Origin of the sequence: Pseudomonas sp. LPH60 (genome assembly GCF_030718165.1) — a bacterium.
In the GTDB taxonomy this organism is placed as follows: Bacteria; Pseudomonadota; Gammaproteobacteria; order Pseudomonadales; family Pseudomonadaceae; genus Aquipseudomonas; species Aquipseudomonas danubii.
This window is the reverse complement of the sequence record NZ_JAVAJH010000002.1, coordinates 71,191-88,024: the sequence shown is the minus strand read 5'-3', so window position 1 is coordinate 88,024 and position 16,834 is coordinate 71,191. Positions and strand designations below refer to the sequence as shown.

Below are 16,834 nucleotides of genomic sequence, written 5' to 3'. Positions count from 1 at the left end.
GACTATTGTCCTAGTTTTGTGCCAAAACTCGCCGAGCGAAGATCAGGCAAGGCGAAAACAGGCGAGGAAGCGGAGTTTAGGGGCCTAAATGAGCATTCCGAGCCTGTTTTCAACGCAGCATGATCGAAGCGCAGGCAGTTTTCGCGCAGAAACTAATAGACTGCCTCTGTTCTGGCATCCCGTTGAGTCTCGGTTATGTTTGACCGAAGGCTTGTGTCATGATGATCCGACCGCAGGTTAGTCGCCCTCTTCCTATATGAATAGATCTTCCGCGTTGCTCCTCGCCTTTGTCTTCCTCAGTGGTTGCCAGTCATTGGCCCCCGTTTCATCGGACGCTACGTCGCCGGTGGAAGACAGCACCCCAGCCCCTGAAAAGCCCAAGGTCTATTCATCGTTCAGCGAAGACACCATCTTCAGCCTGCTGAGCGCTGAACTGGCGGGCCAGCGCAATCGTTTCGACATTGCCCTGGACAACTACGTGACCCAGGCCATCAACACCCAGGATCCGGGCATCTCCGAGCGCGCCTTTCGCATTGCCGAGTACCTGGGAGCCGACCAGGCAGCCCTGGACACTTCGCTGATCTGGGCCAAGAACGCTCCAGACGATCTGGAAGCACAACGGGCTGCCGCTATCCAACTGGCCCGCGCCGGTCGTTATGACGACTCCATGCTCTATATGGAGAAAGTTCTGCAGGGCAAGGGCGACACCCATTTCGACTTTCTTGCGCTGTCGGCTGCCGATACCGACCAGGACACCCGCAATGGCCTGATGAAAAGCTTCGATAGCCTGCTGCAAAAGCACCCGCACAACAGTCAACTGATCTTCGGCAAGGCCCTGTTGATGCAGCAGGATGGCGACGCCAAGGATGCCCTGAGCTTGCTGGAGCAGAATCCGCCGGAAGACGGCGAGGTGGCGCCGCTGCTGTTGCGCGCCCGTCTGCTGCAGAGCCTGAACCGCGGCAAGGAAGCCCTGCCGCTGCTGGAAAAAAGCATCCGCAAATACCCGGACGACAAGCGTCTGCGCCTGACCTACGCCCGCATGTTGGTGGAACAGGACCGCATGGAGGACGCCAAGACCCAGTTCTCCAGCCTGGTCCAGCAGTACCCGGAAGACGATGAACTGCGCTATTCACTGGCGCTGGTGTGCCTGGAGGCCAAGGCCTGGGAAGAGGCCAAGGGTTACCTGGAAGACCTGATCGCCCGGGAAAGCCACGAAGACTCCGCACACCTGAACCTGGGACGAATCGCCGAAGAACTCAATGATCCGCAAGGGGCCCTGATCGAATACGCCCAAGTCGGACCGGGTAACGATTACCTGCCAGCGCAACTGCGTCAGGCCGATATCCTGATGAACAACGGCCGTACCGACGAGGCGCAAAAGCGCCTGGTGGCAGCCCGTGATGCCCAGCCCGACTACGCCATCCAGCTGTATCTGGTCGAAGTCGAAACCCTGTCGGCAAACAATCAGGGCGATCGCGCCTGGAACGTTATTCAGCAGGCGCTGCAACAGTATCCCGATGACGTGAACCTGCTCTATACCCGTGCCATGCAGGCGGAAAAACGCAATGACCTGGCACAGCTGGAAAAAGACCTGCGCCTGATCATCCAGCGCGAGCCGGATAACGCCATGGCCTTGAATGCCCTGGGCTACACCTTGTCGGACCGCACGACCCGCTACACCGAGGCCAAGGCACTGATCGAGCAAGCCCACCAACTGACCCCGGAAGACCCGGCGGTGCTGGACAGCCTGGGCTGGGTAAACTTCCGCCTGGGCAACCTCGACGAGGCCGAGCGCCTGCTGCGCCAGGCCCTTGAGCGCTTCCCCGACCAGGAAGTTGCGGCGCATCTGGGCGAAGTGCTGTGGAACAACGGCAAGCAGCGCGAGGCCAAACAGATCTGGAGCAAGTTCATCAAGGATCAGCCCGATAGCCCCGTATTGCGCGACACCATCAAACGCCTGACCGGATCAGAGACTCTTTAAGACTATGTTTTTGCGCCACGTAATTGTTTTCAGCCTTATCGCCCTGCTTGCCGGCTGTGCCGGTTTTGGCGCCCGCGAGTCAGTCCAGGGCCAGGGCAACCCTGCCCAATGGCGTCAGCACAAGGACCAGTTGACCGGCCTCGATGGCTGGCAGATCAACGGCAAAATCGGTATTCGCGCGCCCAAGGACTCCGGCAGCGGCACGCTGTTCTGGCTGCAACGCCAGGACTATTACGACATTCGCCTGTCCGGTCCGCTGGGTCGTGGTGCTGCACGCCTGACCGGCCGCCCCGGCCAGGTCAGCCTGGAAGTGGCCAATCAGGGTCGTTACGAAGCGGCCAGCCCGGAAACTCTGCTCGAAGAGCAAATGGGCTGGAAACTGCCGGTCTCCCACCTGGCCTGGTGGGTTCGCGGTCTGCCTGCCCCAGACAGCAAAAGCCGCCTGACCCTGGATGGCGACAGCCACCTGGCGAGCCTGGAACAGGATGGCTGGCAAGTGGAATACAGCAATTACTCCGAACAGAACGGCTACTGGCTTCCCGAGCGCATCAAACTGCATGGCAGCAACCTTGACGTCACCCTGGTGATCAAGGAATGGCTGCCACGCAAGCTGGGGCAATGACATGTCCATGGAAAAGCTGACCCTGCCCTCCCCAGCCAAACTTAATCTGATGCTGCACATTCTGGGTCGCCGTGAAGACGGCTACCACGAGTTGCAGACGCTGTTTCAATTTCTCGACTATGGCGATGAAATCACCTTCGCTCTCCGCGATGACGCAGAGATTCGCCTGCACACCGAGTTCGACGGCGTGCCTCACGACAGCAATCTGATCGTCAAGGCGGCGAAAAAACTCCAGGAACAGTCCGGCTGCACCCAGGGCATCGATATCTGGATCGACAAGATCCTGCCCATGGGCGGCGGCATCGGCGGCGGCAGTTCCAATGCCGCCACTACCCTGCTGGGCCTCAATCATCTCTGGCAACTGGGCTGGGATGAAGATCGACTGGCTGCATTGGGGCTGACCCTGGGGGCTGACGTTCCAGTTTTCGTACGCGGGCACGCTGCGTTCGCTGAGGGCGTGGGTGAAAAACTCACCCCCGAATACCCCGAAGAACCCTGGTACCTGGTGCTGGTTCCGCAAGTGTCTGTAAGTACAGCAGAAATTTTTTCCGATCCGCTGTTGACACGTGACACTCCGCCCATTAAAGTGCGCCCCGTTCCCAAGGGAAACAGCAGAAATGACTGCCTTCCGGTAGTCGCAAGGCGTTATCCAGAAGTACGTAACGCATTGAATTTGCTAGGTAAATTTACCGAAGCAAAACTGACTGGAACTGGAAGTTGTGTGTTTGGGGGCTTCCCAAGCAAAGCTGAAGCTGATAAAGTCTCGGCCCTTCTTACAGAGACCCTTACAGGGTTTGTGGCAAAAGGAAGCAACGTTTCGATGTTGCATCGCAAGCTGCAAGGTCTGCTCTAAAGGAATCGAGTATCAGGTACTCGAAGCAACAGATACAGGGGCGTCGCCAAGCGGTAAGGCAGCAGGTTTTGATCCTGCCATGCGTTGGTTCGAATCCAGCCGCCCCTGCCATTTTCCTTATACTCATCCAGGTATACCCTCAGCCTTCAGGTACTGCGCGTGTCCAAGATGATGGTCTTTACGGGGAACGCTAACCCCGATCTGGCTCGGCGTGTAGTACGTCAGCTGCATATCCCTCTCGGTGACATCTCTGTTGGAAAATTCTCCGACGGCGAAATTACTGCCGAGATCAATGAAAATGTCCGCGGTAAAGACGTCTTCATTATTCAGCCGACTTGCGCTCCGACCAACGACAACCTGATGGAACTCGTCGTGATGGCTGATGCCTTCCGCCGCTCCTCAGCGACTCGTATCACTGCTGTTATTCCTTATTTTGGTTATGCCCGTCAGGATCGCCGTCCGCGTTCCGCACGTGTGGCTATCAGCGCGAAAGTCGTGGCTGACATGCTCACCGTAGTCGGCATCGACCGTGTCCTCACGGTTGATCTGCATGCTGACCAGATTCAGGGTTTCTTCGATATCCCGGTAGATAACATCTACGGCTCCCCGGTTCTGGTGGATGACATCGAAGACCAGCGTTTCGAAAACCTGATGATCGTGTCCCCGGACATTGGCGGCGTCGTGCGTGCACGTGCCGTGGCCAAGTCCCTGGGCGTGGATCTCGGGATCATCGACAAGCGTCGTGAGAAAGCCAATCACTCCGAAGTGATGCATATCATCGGCGACGTCGAAGGACGCACCTGCATTCTGGTCGATGACATGGTCGATACCGCCGGCACTCTGTGCCACGCGGCCAAGGCCCTGAAAGAGCATGGCGCAGCCAAGGTCTTTGCCTACTGCACACACCCTGTGCTGTCGGGTCGAGCCATCGAAAACATTGAAAATTCCGTGCTGGACGAACTGGTGGTGACCAACACCATCCCGCTGTCCGCTGCAGCACAAGCCTGTGCGCGTATCCGCCAACTGGATATCGCACCGGTAGTTGCCGAGGCGGTCCGCCGCATCAGCAATGAAGAATCGATCAGCGCGATGTTCCGCTAAGGGCTAGTCCCTGGCAAAACATCCCGATGACGAAAAGCGCCCCGTCCCAACCTCTGTTGGGACGGGGCTTTTTTGCCCATATCGCCTTTAGCGCTGGTCGCAAACGCTGGGGCGAGTGTGGTTATTTTGGAGATACAACATGAACGATTTTACTCTGAATGCTGAACTGCGTTCCGACCTGGGGAAAGGTGCGAGCCGCCGCCTGCGTCGTCTCGCAAGCCTGGTTCCAGCTGTAGTTTACGGTGGCGACAAAGCCCCTGAATCCATCAGCATGCTGGCCAAAGAAGTGGCCAAGCTGCTGGAAAACGAAGCTGCCTACAGCCACATCATCGAACTGAACGTGGGTGGCACCAAGCAGAACGTCGTGATCAAGGCCCTGCAACGTCACCCGGCCAAAGGCCACGTGCTGCACGCTGACTTCGTTCGCGTAGTTGCTGGTCAGAAACTGACCGCCATGGTTCCAGTGCACCTGATCAACGAAGCTGCACCGATCAAGAAAGGCGGCGAGATCTTCCGCGCTACCACCGAGATCGAAGTTTCCTGCCTGCCAAAAGACCTGCCTGAGTTCATCGAAGTCGACATGACCGAGACCGACATCGGCACCGTGATCCACCTGTCCAACCTCACCGCTCCTAAAGGCGTTGAGTTTGTTGCTCTGGCACACGGCAACGACCTGGCAGTAGCCAACGTCTACGCACCACGTGTTGCTTCTGAGAAAGAAGAAGGCGCAGCAGAGTAATTCACTCTGACGCCGGAGTTGAGCGGAACACATCGCGGACTGGAACGTAGCGAGAAAGCGGGCGAGAACGCGAAGTTTGCCGCAAGGCAACCAAGCTTTTGTCGTCCCCTTTCGCCGTAGCACCGGTTGCGGCGATGTTATCCACCACTCCAAAGAAGGGCCCCTATCGTGACTGCCATCAAACTGATCGTTGGCCTGGGTAATCCAGGCGCCGAATACGAACAGACCCGGCATAACGCAGGGGCCCTTTTTGTTGAGCGCATCGCCGAGAAACAAGGTGTCAACCTTGTCGCCGATCGCAAATATTTCGGCCTGACCGGGCGCTTCAGTCACCAGGGTCAGGACATTCGTCTGTTGATTCCCACCACCTACATGAACCGCAGCGGCCAGGCCGTGGCGGCGCTTGCCGGCTTCTTCCGCATCAAGCCGGAAGAAATCCTGGTGGCCCACGACGAACTCGACTTGCCTCCCGGCGTCGCCAAGCTCAAGACCGGCGGCGGGCATGGCGGGCACAACGGACTGCGGGACATCATCGCGCAGCTCGGCAATCAGAATACCTTTCACCGCCTGCGGCTCGGCATCGGCCACCCAGGTGTTGCCAGTATGGTTTCAAACTTTGTCCTGGGTCGTGCGCCACGCGCCGAACAGGAAAAACTCGATGCCAGCATCGATTTTGCCCTCGGCGTGCTGCCGGATATCTTCGCCGGTGAATGGAACCGCGCGATGAAAAACCTGCACAGCCAGAAGGCCTGACTCTACTCCTCGGGGAATACACCATGGGATTCAATTGCGGCATCGTCGGCCTGCCTAACGTCGGCAAGTCCACCCTGTTCAACGCCCTGACCAAGTCCGGGATCGCGGCCGAGAACTTCCCCTTCTGCACCATCGAGCCCAACAGCGGTATCGTGCCGATGCCCGACCCGCGCCTGGACGCCCTGGCGGCGATCGTCGTGCCGGAGCGCGTGCTGCCGACCACCATGGAGTTCGTCGACATCGCCGGCCTGGTGGCCGGTGCCTCGAAAGGTGAAGGCCTGGGTAACAAGTTCCTGGCCAACATCCGCGAAACCGATGCCATTGCCCACGTGGTCCGCTGCTTCGAAGACGACAACGTGATCCACGTGTCCAACAGCGTCGACCCCAAGCGCGACATCGAAATCATCGATCTGGAACTGATCTTTGCCGACCTCGACAGCTGCGAAAAACAGCTGCAGAAAGTCGCCCGCAACGCCAAGGGCGGTGACAAGGATGCCGTGGCCCAGAAAGCCCTGCTGGAGCAGTTGATCGCCCACTTCACCGAAGGCAAGCCGGCCCGTAGCCTGATGAAGGACATGAGCAGCGATGAGAAGCTGATCATCCGCGGCTTCCACCTGCTGACCACCAAGCCGGTGATGTACATCGCCAACGTTGCCGAAGACGGCTTCGAGAACAACCCGCTGCTGGACGTGGTCAAGGCCATCGCCGAAGAAGAAGGCGCGATCGTGGTGCCGGTGTGCAACAAGATCGAAGCGGAAATCGCCGAGCTCGAAGACGGCGAAGAAAAGGACATGTTCCTCGAGGCCCTGGGCCTGGAAGAACCTGGCCTGAACCGGGTGATCCGCGCCGGCTACGAAATGCTCAACCTGCAGACCTACTTCACTGCGGGTGTGAAGGAGGTTCGCGCCTGGACCGTGCGTGTCGGCGCCACCGCGCCTCAAGCGGCCGCCGTGATCCACACCGACTTCGAAAAAGGCTTCATCCGTGCCGAGGTCATCGCCTACAACGACTTCATTCAGTTCAAGGGTGAAGCCGGTGCCAAGGAAGCCGGTAAATGGCGCCTGGAAGGCAAGGAATACATCGTCAAGGACGGCGACGTGATGCACTTCCGCTTCAACGTGTAACCCCTTCAGCCCCATTGCCGCGCAATGGGGCTGACCTCCCCCGCTCTATCCAGCGCCCCTAGAAATAGGTGGTCGCCCCCGCGAAGAATGCCCGTCCGGGCACATAGAAGTTGGTCGATCCGTCCCGCAGGTCCTTGTCCATCAGGTTCTGTACCCCACCGTTCAACGTCAGCCATTTGGTCAACGCCAGGTTCGCCGTCAGGTCATAGGTGGTGTAGGACTGCACGAAATCATTGCCCAGGCCCCGCTGCTTGCCGACGTGCTGCGCCGACAGTTCGGTGCTCAAACGGTCATTGATCTGCCAGTCCAACGCGCTGAATGCCGACAGTTTGGGTGAGCTGATCAGATCTTCACCCGTGCTCAGGTTCCGGCTTTCCAGCATGTAGGTGGCGTTGGTGCGCCACGTCAGCGAATCACCCAGCGGCACCCGGGCGGTGCCTTCCCAACCACGGGTGCGGGCCTTGTCGACGTTTTCCAGCATGGTCCACCAGCGGCCCTGGTACTGGCCCAGCGGGCCGTATTCGATCTTGTCGGTGAAGTCGGTGTGGAAGTAGGTCAGGCCCGCTTCCCAGCCGTCATGATCGAAGGACAGGCCGATTTCCTTGTTGGTGCTGGTTTCCGGCATCAGGTTCGGATTGCCGGCCATCCAGCAACTGCCGGTGACATAACCCAACGGACGCAACGAACCACAACCACGGCCTCCGGACTCGGTCGCCGCACCCGCACTGCCTTCCTTCAGGCTCGGCGCACGAAAGCCCTTGGAAACACCCCCACGCACGGTCCAGTCCGGGTGCGGGTGATAGACCACATAAGCCCGTGGACTGTTGTGGTTGCCGTACTTGTCGCTGTGGTCGAAACGGTTGCCCAGGGTCAGGGACAGGTTGTCCAGCAGGAACAGTTCATCCTCGATAAAGGCCGCCGAATAATCGCCCTTCAAGGTCGAGCCGCTAACCGGCGTACCTTGGTAATCCACCGGTACGGTGCCGAGGGTATTGGTGTTGGTCAGCTCCTCGCGCTTCCATTGCCCACCCAGCGTCAGGCGCTGATCCACCAGCAGTTCGAAGGGCAGATTGAGACTGCCCTCGACGATCTTCTCTTCGGAGTTGGCTTTGCCTGTATCAAGGTCGTTGCGGTACTTGTTCAGGTAGGCATCGAGCTTCGTGGTACCAAAGCTCCAGTCACCGGTGTGGGACAGGATGTAGCTATCGCGAGTCAGTCGGCTGGGACCAAAGGAAACACCAACGGTATCGCCCCAATCACCAAAGGTTTTCTTTGATGCCCAGGAACGCTCAACGCCATGCACCGCCTCGAAGGACAAGCTCTGTTCTTCGTTGATCTGCCAGTCCAGCAGCGCATTTACGCTCTGATTCTTGGAACCGCCTGCACCGTCGTCGTACATGAAATCACCTTGGGCATCGCGCCGCGCCTCGACTTCATCCGCTGCCCGACGCGTGACGTTGGCCCCCAGGCGCAATCCCAGGGACTCGGTCAACGGCCCCGAGGCATTCGCGCTGTACTGAGTGGTCTGGCCGCGATCGGAGTCCTTGGGCACGGTGATGTGGGTGCTGGCCGAACCGGTCCAGGTCCGTGAGACCTTGCGGGTGATAATGTTGATCACCCCGCCCATGGCGTCCGAGCCGTAGAGCGACGACATCGGTCCACGGACGATCTCGATGCGCTCGATCATGTTCGGCGAGATCCAGTTCAAGTCCTGACGCGCCAGGTCACGACGATAACTCAGGTCCGCGGAGCTACCGACGCGCTTGCCGTCCACCAGAATCAGCGTGTACTTGTCGTCCAGGCCCCGCAGCTTGATCTTCGACTGCTCGCCCACCGGGCCGAAACCACCGGTCACCCCCGGCACCCGACGCAACAGGGTGTTGAGGTCGTAGACCGGCTGGCGCTCGATTTCCTCACGGGTGATGACGCTGACGCTGGCTGGGGCATCCTTGAGGTCCGTGGCGCCGCCGGTAGCGGTGACAAACGCGGTGTCCAGTTCCAACGGCGCCGGCTTGGTCTCTTCTGGCGTCGCGCCGGCCTGCGCCAGCGGTGGCAGCAGGCCGACACCGGCGCTGAGCAGAAGCGAATGGAACAGGCAGGAGCTGACTTTCATGACAAACGATCCTTGTCGATTCAATGCACCTTGGTGGTGCATCAAGGGAGAGGGGATCGAAGTGTAATGCTAATAAATATCATTTATAAATAGGAATATTTCTCGAAAGACACCTTTCGGCCCATGCCATGTGCAAACACGGCCCCGTAACCACCCCCGTTCGCGAGCGGTTCCAGGGCCAATGCTTCCAATGCCGAAGGCTCAGCAGATGTCTTCGTAAGGCAGGCCCACATAGTTCTCGGCAATGTTCACCAGTCCCGCGTGGGAGTTGAGGAAATACTCGCGGTCGGCCTGCTGCATCTTGTGCTCCCAGGCGTCCTGGTGCTCGCCGAAATCGTGCAGCAGGTTGGTCATGAACCAGCTGAAACGCTCGCCCTTCCACACCCGGCGCAAGGCTAGCTCGGAGTATTTTTCCAACAGATCGCTGCGCCCCTCGCGGTACACCTTGACCAGGATCCGGTACAGGTAACATACGTCTGAAGCCGCAAGATTCAGGCCCTTGGCCCCGGTGGGCGGCACAATGTGCGCAGCGTCCCCCACCAGGAACAGCTTGCCGTACTGCATGGGCTCGACCACATAGCTGCGCAGCGGCGCGATGCTTTTCTCCAGCGCCGGCCCGGTGACCAGATCCGCCGCCACCTGCGCCGGCAGACGGGCCTTGAGCTCGTTCCAGAAGCGCTCGTCGGGCCAGTCCTCGACCTGGTCGCTCAGCGGCACTTGCAGGTAGTAGCGGCTGCGAGTCAGGGAGCGCTGGCTGCACAGCACAAAACCACGCTCATGCTGGCCATAGATCAGTTCGTGGTTGACCGGCGGGGTATCGGACAGCAGGCCCAGCCAGCCGAAGGGGTACTCGCGCTCGTAGTGGGTCAGCACCGCCTCGGGAATGCTCTTGCGCGCCACGCCATGAAAACCGTCGCAACCGGCGATGTAGTCGCAATCGATGCGGTGCTGCTGGCCGTCCTTTTCATAGGTGAGGTAGGGCTGTGCGCCCTTCATGTCGTGGGGCTGCACCTGGTCCGCCGAGTAGATGATCGGTGCCCCGCTGGCCGCGCGGGCTTGCATCAGGTCACGGGTGACTTCGGTCTGGCCGTAGACCATCACCGTCTTGCCCCCGGTCAGGGCCTTGAGGTCGATGCGCACGCGCTTGCCGCCCATCAACAGTTCCACCCCTTCGTGGACCAGGCCTTCGGCGTCCATGCGCTGCGCCACTCCAGCCTCGCGCAACATGTCCACCGTGCCCTGTTCCAGCACCCCGGCGCGGATGCGGCCGAGTACGTATTCCGGGGTCTGGCGCTCGACAATCACTGTGTCGATGCCGGCCTTGTGCAGCAGTTGGCCCAGCAGCAGGCCGGAAGGTCCGGCACCGATAATCGCAACCTGAGTTTTCATTATTGTCGTCTCATTAGGGCATTCCAGTGGGCCGACAGGCGCAGACTGGAATTTATGGTTATTGTTGTACCCCTGCATTTTTGCCGACAGAAACGCGGAAAAATGGTGATAAGCCACGCTAAAAATGCACTTTTGAAAACAACGTTCGATTATCGAGCATTCCAGCCAAGCCCTTGCCAAGGTCGCGTCCGATGAAAGCCAGCCGCTCCAGCATCCCGGTATTCAAGCTCTATGGGGAAAACCAGGCCTGGCCGACTCCGGACCTGCTGCACTGCGAATCCATCCCCAAGCGCAGCAGCCTGCACCACTGGGAGATCAAGCCACACCGTCATGCCGACCTCTACCAACTGCTCTACGTGCAACGCGGCCAGGCCCTGGTGGAGGTCGAGGGACGGCGCCAGGACGTGCGCGAGGCGACGATCCAGGTGGTGCCGCCGCTGATGGTCCACGGCTTTCAGTTCTCGGAAAACATTCAGGGTTACGTGCTGACCCTGGGCGCGCCCCTGGTAGCCCAGCTGGAAGCGCAACTGGGTGCGCCGCTGGCGGTGCTGGCCAGCGCCGGCTGCTACCCCGTGGGCCGCGACCGCCACAGCCTCAACACCCTGTTCAAGGCGCTGATGGATGAATACGAAGGCAGCGCCGCCGCTCGCGATTTGTTGCTGCACTCGCTGGTCAACGTGCTGGTGGTGTGGATCAGTCGCCGCGGCCAGCAGAACACCCCGCCGAGCAATCGCGGCGAGCGCAATCAGCAACTGTTGGGGCACTTCATCAAGCTGGTGGAGCGCCACTATCAGCAACACCCCACGGTGGAATCCCTGGCCCACCGCATCGGCCTGTCCAGCGTGCACCTCAACACCCTGTGCCGGGAGCTGGCCGGGCAGAGCGCACTGCAGATCCTGCACCAGCGCCTGATGCTGGAAGCCAAGCGCGGCCTGATCTACACCAACATCAGCATCAGCCAGCTGTCGGACAACCTGGGGTTCAGCGACCCCACCTACTTCTCACGCTTCTTCAAGCGCCTCAGCGGCCAGTCGCCCAACGCCTTCCGCCAGAGTGCCGGGCAAGACGCCAACAGCCCCTGAGGCGCCACGAGTTTTGTGCAGGTAGCCGATTTCTCTTAACAAATCTCGCCACGCGCTGCCCGGAGCGGCGGTCTTGCGGGCCACGTCACATATCCATCTTATTGATTCAAAAAGAAAATTTTCGAATAAAAGGTTTGGCACGCTAGTTGAGAAGCTCAGCCGGCGCGCCAGGAGCCACCTCCTGCCAGCGCCCCCCATAACAATAAGGCAGACCTTCTCATGCACCCGACCTCCTCGCGCCTGCGCGCCCTTGCACTCACTTCAAGCCTGCTGCTGACCGCCCACGCCCCCTGGCTCCAGGCCAGCGAGGGCGGCGTTTCCTCCTGGCCCATGGGCATCGAACTCTACGGCATGGGCATCCTGCCGCCGCCCGGCACCTACGCCCAGGTCTTCGTCGGCAACTACCTGGCCGACAGCCTGCGGGACGATGCCGGCCGCCGTAGCGCCCGCATCGATTTGCGGGTCACCAGCGTGGTGCCACGCTTTGTCTGGGTCACCGAGCAACAGCTGCTGGGGGCGCAACTCGGTTTCCACGCCCTGCTGCCGCTGAACGACATGCGCCTGAACATCCAGAACGGCCCCCACGATCACAAGCGCGGCATCGGCGACGCCCACCTCGGCCCGGTACTGGGCTTTCATCACAGCGACAAATTCCACAGTGCCCTCGGGATCGATTTCGTCCTGCCCAGCGGCGGCGAATACGACAAGAACGACCTGATCAACCTGGGTAACCACTACTACACCGTGCAGGCGGTGTATGCCATGACCTACACCGACCCGCAGGGGTTCAACGCCGACGTGCGCCTGATGCACGACTACAACTTCGAAAACCGCGCCACCCACTATCAGTCCGGGCGCGAGCTGCACGCCGACTACAGCCTCGGCTGGGGCGTGGGCAATGGCTGGGTGATCGGCGTCGGCGGGCACGCCTATCAGCAGATCAGCGACGACAAGTGCAACGTCACCGATTGCGCCGCCGCGGCCCAGGTGCAGGCCAGCGACGGCCATCGCGGCCGCTCGTTCTCCATCGGTCCGGCAGTGCAGTTCAGCAGCAAACAGGGCTGGTCGCTGAGCGCCAAATGGCAGGATGAATCGGCGGTGCGCAATCGCGCTGAAGGCCAGACCTACTGGCTGAAATTCACCAGCGCACTCTGAACCGCCGAGGGGCGGGCCCACTCGTGCCCAAGCGCAGGAGAGGGCCCGCTCAACGGCCCTTGAGGCGATAGCTGACCTGGGCCCGGCTCATGCCGAGCATCTGCGCCGCCGCGGTGATATTGCCCCCGGAGCGCTCCAGGGCCAGACGCACCAGGCGCCGTTCGATCTCTTCCAGCGAAGTGCCCAGGGCCGGCGCCCGCCCGGTGAGAAACGCGTGCAGGCTGGCCAGTTCCGGCTCGTCGACCGGGGCTTCATCTGCCCGGGCCGGGGCCTCGGGCTGGGCCGCCTCCCGTAGCGCCGCTGGCGACAGACGGCCGTCGGCGTTGAGGCCGATGGCGGCGCCCGCCAGCGACGTCCCCGCCTCGCTCAGATGCACCACGTCCATGACTTCACCGTCGCTGGCGGCGATCACGCCACGCTCGATCAGGTTCTGCAACTCGCGGATATTGCCCGGGAAGCGGTAGGTCAGCAGCGCATTCACCAGCCGCGTGCTGAAACCCGCCAACTGACGGCCGTGACGCTGGCTGAAGCGGTGCAGGAAGTAACTCATCAACAGCGGAATGTCTTCGCGTCGCTCACGCAGGGGCGGCAGGTGAATGGGAAACACATTCAGCCGATAGAACAGGTCCTCACGAAAGCGTCCGGCTTCCACCTCGCGCCGCAGGTCGAGGTTGGTCGCGGCAATGACCCGCACATCCACCTGCATCGGCTCAGTACCGCCCACCCGCTCGATCTCGCCTTCCTGCAAGGCACGCAGGATCTTGCTCTGGGCCGAGAGGCTGAGGGTGGCGATCTCATCGAGGAACAGGGTGCCGCCATGGGCCCGCTCAAAACGTCCGGGCCGCGAACGATCGGCACCGGTAAAGGCCCCCCGCTCCACCCCGAACAGTTCGGCCTCCACCAGGTTTTCCGGCAGGGTCGCGCAGTTCAGCGCCACCAGAGGCTTGTGCCGGCGGGCGCTGGCCTGGTGCAGATGGCGCGCGAACAACTCCTTGCCTACCCCCGACTCCCCGGTCAGCAACACCGTGGCCTGGGTCGGCGCCACCCGCTGCAACAACTGGCTGGCGGCCACGAACGCCGCCGAGATGCCCACTCGTTGCCCCTCGCCCAACGGTACCGGCAGCTCGGCGACCTGAGTCTCCTGGCCTGTGGCATAGGCACTGCGGCTGAGAAAATCCCCGGGGTCGAGGTACATCAGGTCGATATCGATGTCGTCCCACTGCTGGGCCGGTTTGCCGACAATCCGGCAGGCCGGCTGGCCCATCGAGCGGCACTCCAGCTCGCGAAACACCACCAGCCGCCCCAACAGCGACGAAGCGTAGCCGCTGGCATAGCCGATCTCCATCCAGCATGCCGGCTCGCCGCCCAGGCCATAGGCGGCGATATGCTCGTCATCCTCCAGCGAGTTGTGCCACAGAAACTCCGAATAGAAATGCCCGATGCTGGAGTCGATCTCGAAGCGCACCACCTCGACATTGACCATGCCTTCGAGCATGTGCAGACGCGGCCCGGCGCTGTAAAGGCTGGCGTGGTCGCCGTCCGGCCACTGCTCGCTGACCTGGGCCGCGTCCCGGGCGCCGGCCTGCCAGCCGATGCGGGTGATCAGGCCACGGGCTTTGTCCAAGCCCAGGGCTTCGATCAATTCGCGCCGGATGGAGCCGAACGCCGAACCCTGCATCAGCATCATCCGCTGCCCGCACAGCCAGATGCTGCCGTCCTGGGGCGCAAAGGCCACGGTCTCGGCCAGTTGCTCGGCCGAAGGCAGGCCGCTGGCCTCGAACTGGCTGGCGCGATCGACGATCAAGCGCTTGTGCCGCCCCAGCATCTGCTTGAGGAAATCTTCATCCGCAGGACGGCCGGGCTGGCTGGAAGGAGAACGGGTCATGGGCAATCAACAGGCAGTTCAGGGGCCTTGCAGTATGCCCCGGCGCTTTTCCGGGTCAATCGCCATCCCCCGTCGCCGTCGGTGCTGCGCAAGTTCTGGCCGATAACCGCACAGTTTCCACGAGCGCCCACAGAGTGCCGAGCTTTCGACAACCTCGCGACTTCTCTGCATAAATTTCCGCAGCCCGCGCCTGATGCCGCGTGGCGGGCTCGCTCAAGAATCCGAAACAAACAAATAACCAATTGTTTTTAAAAGATATTTTTCAAAAAAAAGCGCGTGGCACGATAGTTGTTATGCACAGGCAGATGCTCATCCATAACAACACAACAGGTGACCTTGCCATGCCTTCCGCCCGCCTTGCGCCTCCTCTGCCCTACCCCTCTGCCCTGGACGAGCGCTCCTTGCGCAACCTTGCCCGCCTCGGCTGAAACGCCGCCGTAGCGGGCCCCCATCCCTACCCTCACGCGCCATCGGCTTGATTGCTGACAGCCGAGCCATGGCCACGAACCAGAGAGAACCCCATGACTGCGACTCGACCTGCCTATCAACACCTGGAACTGCAACCCATCGCCGCAGACTGGCGAGCCGGCAGCAGCGGCCGGGAGCTACCCGTCTACGACCCGTTCACCGGGCAATGCCTGCTGCAGATCAGCCTGGCCAACCGCCAGGACCTGGATCAGGCCTATGCCAAGGCCCGCCAGACCCAGGGCCAATGGGCCGCCAGCAGCCCGGCGCAACGCAGCGAGGTATTGCTCAACGCCGCGCGGATCTTCGATGAACGCCGTGAAGAAATCATCGGTTGGCTGATCCGCGAATCCGGCAGCACGCGGATCAAGGCGCAGATCGAATGGGGCGCGGCCCGCGCCATCATCGTCGAGGCCGCCAGCCTGCCCAGCCGGGTGCACGGGCGGATCGTCGCCTCCAACATTCCCGGCAAGGAAAGCCGCGTCTACCGCAAGCCGCTGGGGGTGATCGGGGTGATCAGCCCGTGGAACTTCCCCCTGCACCTGAGCGCCCGCTCCCTGGCCCCGGCGCTGGCCCTGGGCAACGCGGTGGTGGTCAAGCCGGCCAGCGACACCCCGGTGACCGGCGGCCTGCTGCTGGCGCGGATCTTCGAGGAAGCCGGGCTGCCCGCCGGGGTGCTCAGCGTGGTGGTCGGCGCCGGGGCGGAAATCGGCGATGCCTTTGTCGAGCACCCGGTCCCGGCGTTCATTTCCTTTACCGGCTCGACCCAGGTCGGTCGCAACATCGGGCGTATCGCCAGTGGCGGTGAGCACCTCAAGCACGTGGCCCTGGAGCTGGGGGGCAACAGCCCGTTCGTGGTCCTGGCCGATGCCGACCTGGAGCAGGCGGTGAACGCCGCGGTGGTGGGCAAGTTCCTGCATCAGGGGCAGATCTGCATGGCGATCAACCGCATCATCGTCGAGCAGCCGGTTTTGCAGGCCTTTACCCAGCGCTTTGTCGAACGGGTCAAGGCCCTGCCCTACGGCGACCCGAGTCTGGCGGCCACGGTGGTCGGCCCGGTGATCAACAGCAAACAGCTGGCCGGCCTGCAGGACAAGATCCGCCTGGCCCTGGCCGAAGGCGCGACCTTGCTAGTGGGTGGCCCGGCTTCGGGCAATGTGCTGCCGCCCCACGTGTTCGGCGACGTGCACGCCGACATGGAAATCGCCCGCGAAGAAATCTTCGGCCCACTGGTGGGCATCCAGAGCGCGCGGGATGCCGAGCACGCCCTGGAGCTGGCCAATGCCAGTGAATACGGCCTGTCCAGCGCGGTGTTCAGCGCCAACCCGGAGCGTGGCGTGCAGTTCGCCCAGCGCCTTCATGCGGGGATGAGCCACGTCAACGACATGCCGGTCAACGATGAGCCCAACGCGCCCTTTGGCGGCGAGAAGAACTCGGGTCTGGGCCGTTTCAACGGCGACTGGGCAATCGACGAATTCACCACCGACCACTGGATCACCCTGCAACACACACCACGTCCCTATCCCTTCTGAGCTGGGCGCTTATCAACCGAGTCACCCCATAACAATACGG

At 61.4% G+C, this 16,834-nt stretch carries 14 protein-coding genes and 1 tRNA gene; 12 read left to right on the top strand and 3 right to left on the bottom strand.

Annotated features, from left to right (window positions below; translation table 11 throughout):
- Positions 1–256: 256 nt before the first annotated feature.
- The 8 genes from Q8O96_RS05915 to ychF all read left to right on the top strand — a co-directional run bounded on the left by Q8O96_RS05915 (position 257) and on the right by ychF (position 7,173).
- On the top strand, positions 257–1,981 hold the full coding sequence (locus Q8O96_RS05915) for a tetratricopeptide repeat protein (RefSeq protein ID WP_305948547.1): 1,725 nt from the start codon (positions 257–259) through the stop codon (positions 1,979–1,981).
- A 4-nt stretch (positions 1,982–1,985) separates the two neighbouring features.
- Positions 1,986–2,603, top strand: coding sequence for a lipoprotein insertase outer membrane protein LolB (gene lolB / locus Q8O96_RS05910; protein ID WP_102860253.1), 618 nt, complete (start codon positions 1,986–1,988; stop codon positions 2,601–2,603).
- A gap of 1 nt (position 2,604) precedes the next feature.
- On the top strand, positions 2,605–3,456 hold the full coding sequence (gene ispE / locus Q8O96_RS05905; RefSeq protein WP_102860252.1) for a 4-(cytidine 5'-diphospho)-2-C-methyl-D-erythritol kinase: 852 nt from the start codon (positions 2,605–2,607) through the stop codon (positions 3,454–3,456).
- A 36-nt stretch (positions 3,457–3,492) separates the two neighbouring features.
- Positions 3,493–3,567, top strand: a tRNA-Gln gene (locus Q8O96_RS05900).
- A 48-nt stretch (positions 3,568–3,615) separates the two neighbouring features.
- On the top strand, positions 3,616–4,557 hold the full coding sequence (locus tag Q8O96_RS05895) for a ribose-phosphate pyrophosphokinase (RefSeq protein WP_003171603.1): 942 nt from the start codon (positions 3,616–3,618) through the stop codon (positions 4,555–4,557).
- A 139-nt stretch (positions 4,558–4,696) separates the two neighbouring features.
- Positions 4,697–5,296, top strand: a complete 600-nt coding sequence (locus Q8O96_RS05890) for a 50S ribosomal protein L25/general stress protein Ctc (protein ID WP_060841029.1) — start codon at positions 4,697–4,699, stop codon at positions 5,294–5,296.
- Between the two features lie 168 nt (positions 5,297–5,464).
- A complete protein-coding gene (pth, locus tag Q8O96_RS05885; protein WP_060841030.1) occupies positions 5,465–6,049 on the top strand; it encodes an aminoacyl-tRNA hydrolase in 585 nt (194 codons plus the stop codon).
- A gap of 23 nt (positions 6,050–6,072) precedes the next feature.
- Positions 6,073–7,173, top strand: a complete 1,101-nt coding sequence (gene ychF, locus Q8O96_RS05880) for a redox-regulated ATPase YchF (protein WP_053153762.1) — start codon at positions 6,073–6,075, stop codon at positions 7,171–7,173.
- A gap of 58 nt (positions 7,174–7,231) precedes the next feature.
- Here ychF and Q8O96_RS05875 read toward each other — a convergent pair whose 3' ends face one another.
- Together Q8O96_RS05875 and pobA are read right to left on the bottom strand one after the other, a co-directional pair.
- Positions 7,232–9,286, bottom strand: a complete 2,055-nt coding sequence (locus tag Q8O96_RS05875; protein WP_250329626.1) for a TonB-dependent receptor domain-containing protein — start codon at positions 9,284–9,286, stop codon at positions 7,232–7,234.
- Between the two features lie 201 nt (positions 9,287–9,487).
- Positions 9,488–10,675 (bottom strand): 4-hydroxybenzoate 3-monooxygenase, encoded by a 1,188-nt coding sequence (pobA, locus tag Q8O96_RS05870; RefSeq protein WP_305948546.1) that lies wholly within the window; start codon positions 10,673–10,675, stop codon positions 9,488–9,490.
- 191 nt (positions 10,676–10,866) lie between these two features.
- On the opposite strand from pobA, the gene Q8O96_RS05865 reads away from it, so the two are divergent.
- Together Q8O96_RS05865 and Q8O96_RS05860 are read left to right on the top strand one after the other, a co-directional pair.
- The gene (locus Q8O96_RS05865; RefSeq protein WP_102860248.1) at positions 10,867–11,757 is read left to right on the top strand and encodes a helix-turn-helix domain-containing protein; all 891 of its coding nucleotides are present in this window, start codon (positions 10,867–10,869) and stop codon (positions 11,755–11,757) included.
- Between the two features lie 219 nt (positions 11,758–11,976).
- Entirely contained in the window at positions 11,977–12,912 is a 936-nt protein-coding gene (locus tag Q8O96_RS05860) for a transporter (RefSeq protein ID WP_250329629.1), read from the top strand.
- A 49-nt stretch (positions 12,913–12,961) separates the two neighbouring features.
- Here Q8O96_RS05860 and Q8O96_RS05855 read toward each other — a convergent pair whose 3' ends face one another.
- Complete coding sequence (locus Q8O96_RS05855) at positions 12,962–14,797, bottom strand: sigma-54-dependent Fis family transcriptional regulator (RefSeq protein WP_102860246.1); 1,836 nt, start codon at positions 14,795–14,797, stop codon at positions 12,962–12,964.
- A 200-nt stretch (positions 14,798–14,997) separates the two neighbouring features.
- On the opposite strand from Q8O96_RS05855, the gene Q8O96_RS05850 reads away from it, so the two are divergent.
- Positions 14,998–15,225, top strand: a complete 228-nt coding sequence (locus Q8O96_RS05850) for a hypothetical protein (RefSeq protein WP_305948545.1) — start codon at positions 14,998–15,000, stop codon at positions 15,223–15,225.
- A 93-nt stretch (positions 15,226–15,318) separates the two neighbouring features.
- On the top strand, positions 15,319–16,794 hold the full coding sequence (locus tag Q8O96_RS05845) for an aldehyde dehydrogenase family protein (protein WP_305948544.1): 1,476 nt from the start codon (positions 15,319–15,321) through the stop codon (positions 16,792–16,794).
- Positions 16,795–16,834: the final 40 nt, after the last annotated feature.

Bases quoted from the DNA above. Each gene is read 5' to 3' on its own strand.
- Q8O96_RS05915 (WP_305948547.1), top strand. From the start codon at position 257: ATGAATAGATCTTCCGCGTTGCTCCTCGCCTTTGTCTTCCTCAGTGGT.
- lolB (WP_102860253.1), top strand. From the start codon at position 1,986: ATGTTTTTGCGCCACGTAATTGTTTTCAGCCTTATCGCCCTGCTTGCC.
- ispE (WP_102860252.1), top strand. From the start codon at position 2,605: ATGTCCATGGAAAAGCTGACCCTGCCCTCCCCAGCCAAACTTAATCTG.
- Q8O96_RS05890 (WP_060841029.1), top strand. From the start codon at position 4,697: ATGAACGATTTTACTCTGAATGCTGAACTGCGTTCCGACCTGGGGAAA.
- ychF (WP_053153762.1), top strand. From the start codon at position 6,073: ATGGGATTCAATTGCGGCATCGTCGGCCTGCCTAACGTCGGCAAGTCC.
- Q8O96_RS05875 (WP_250329626.1), bottom strand. From the start codon at position 9,286: ATGAAAGTCAGCTCCTGCCTGTTCCATTCGCTTCTGCTCAGCGCCGGT.
- pobA (WP_305948546.1), bottom strand. From the start codon at position 10,675: ATGAAAACTCAGGTTGCGATTATCGGTGCCGGACCTTCCGGCCTGCTG.
- Q8O96_RS05865 (WP_102860248.1), top strand. From the start codon at position 10,867: ATGAAAGCCAGCCGCTCCAGCATCCCGGTATTCAAGCTCTATGGGGAA.
- Q8O96_RS05860 (WP_250329629.1), top strand. From the start codon at position 11,977: ATGCACCCGACCTCCTCGCGCCTGCGCGCCCTTGCACTCACTTCAAGC.
- Q8O96_RS05855 (WP_102860246.1), bottom strand. From the start codon at position 14,797: ATGACCCGTTCTCCTTCCAGCCAGCCCGGCCGTCCTGCGGATGAAGAT.
- Q8O96_RS05845 (WP_305948544.1), top strand. From the start codon at position 15,319: ATGACTGCGACTCGACCTGCCTATCAACACCTGGAACTGCAACCCATC.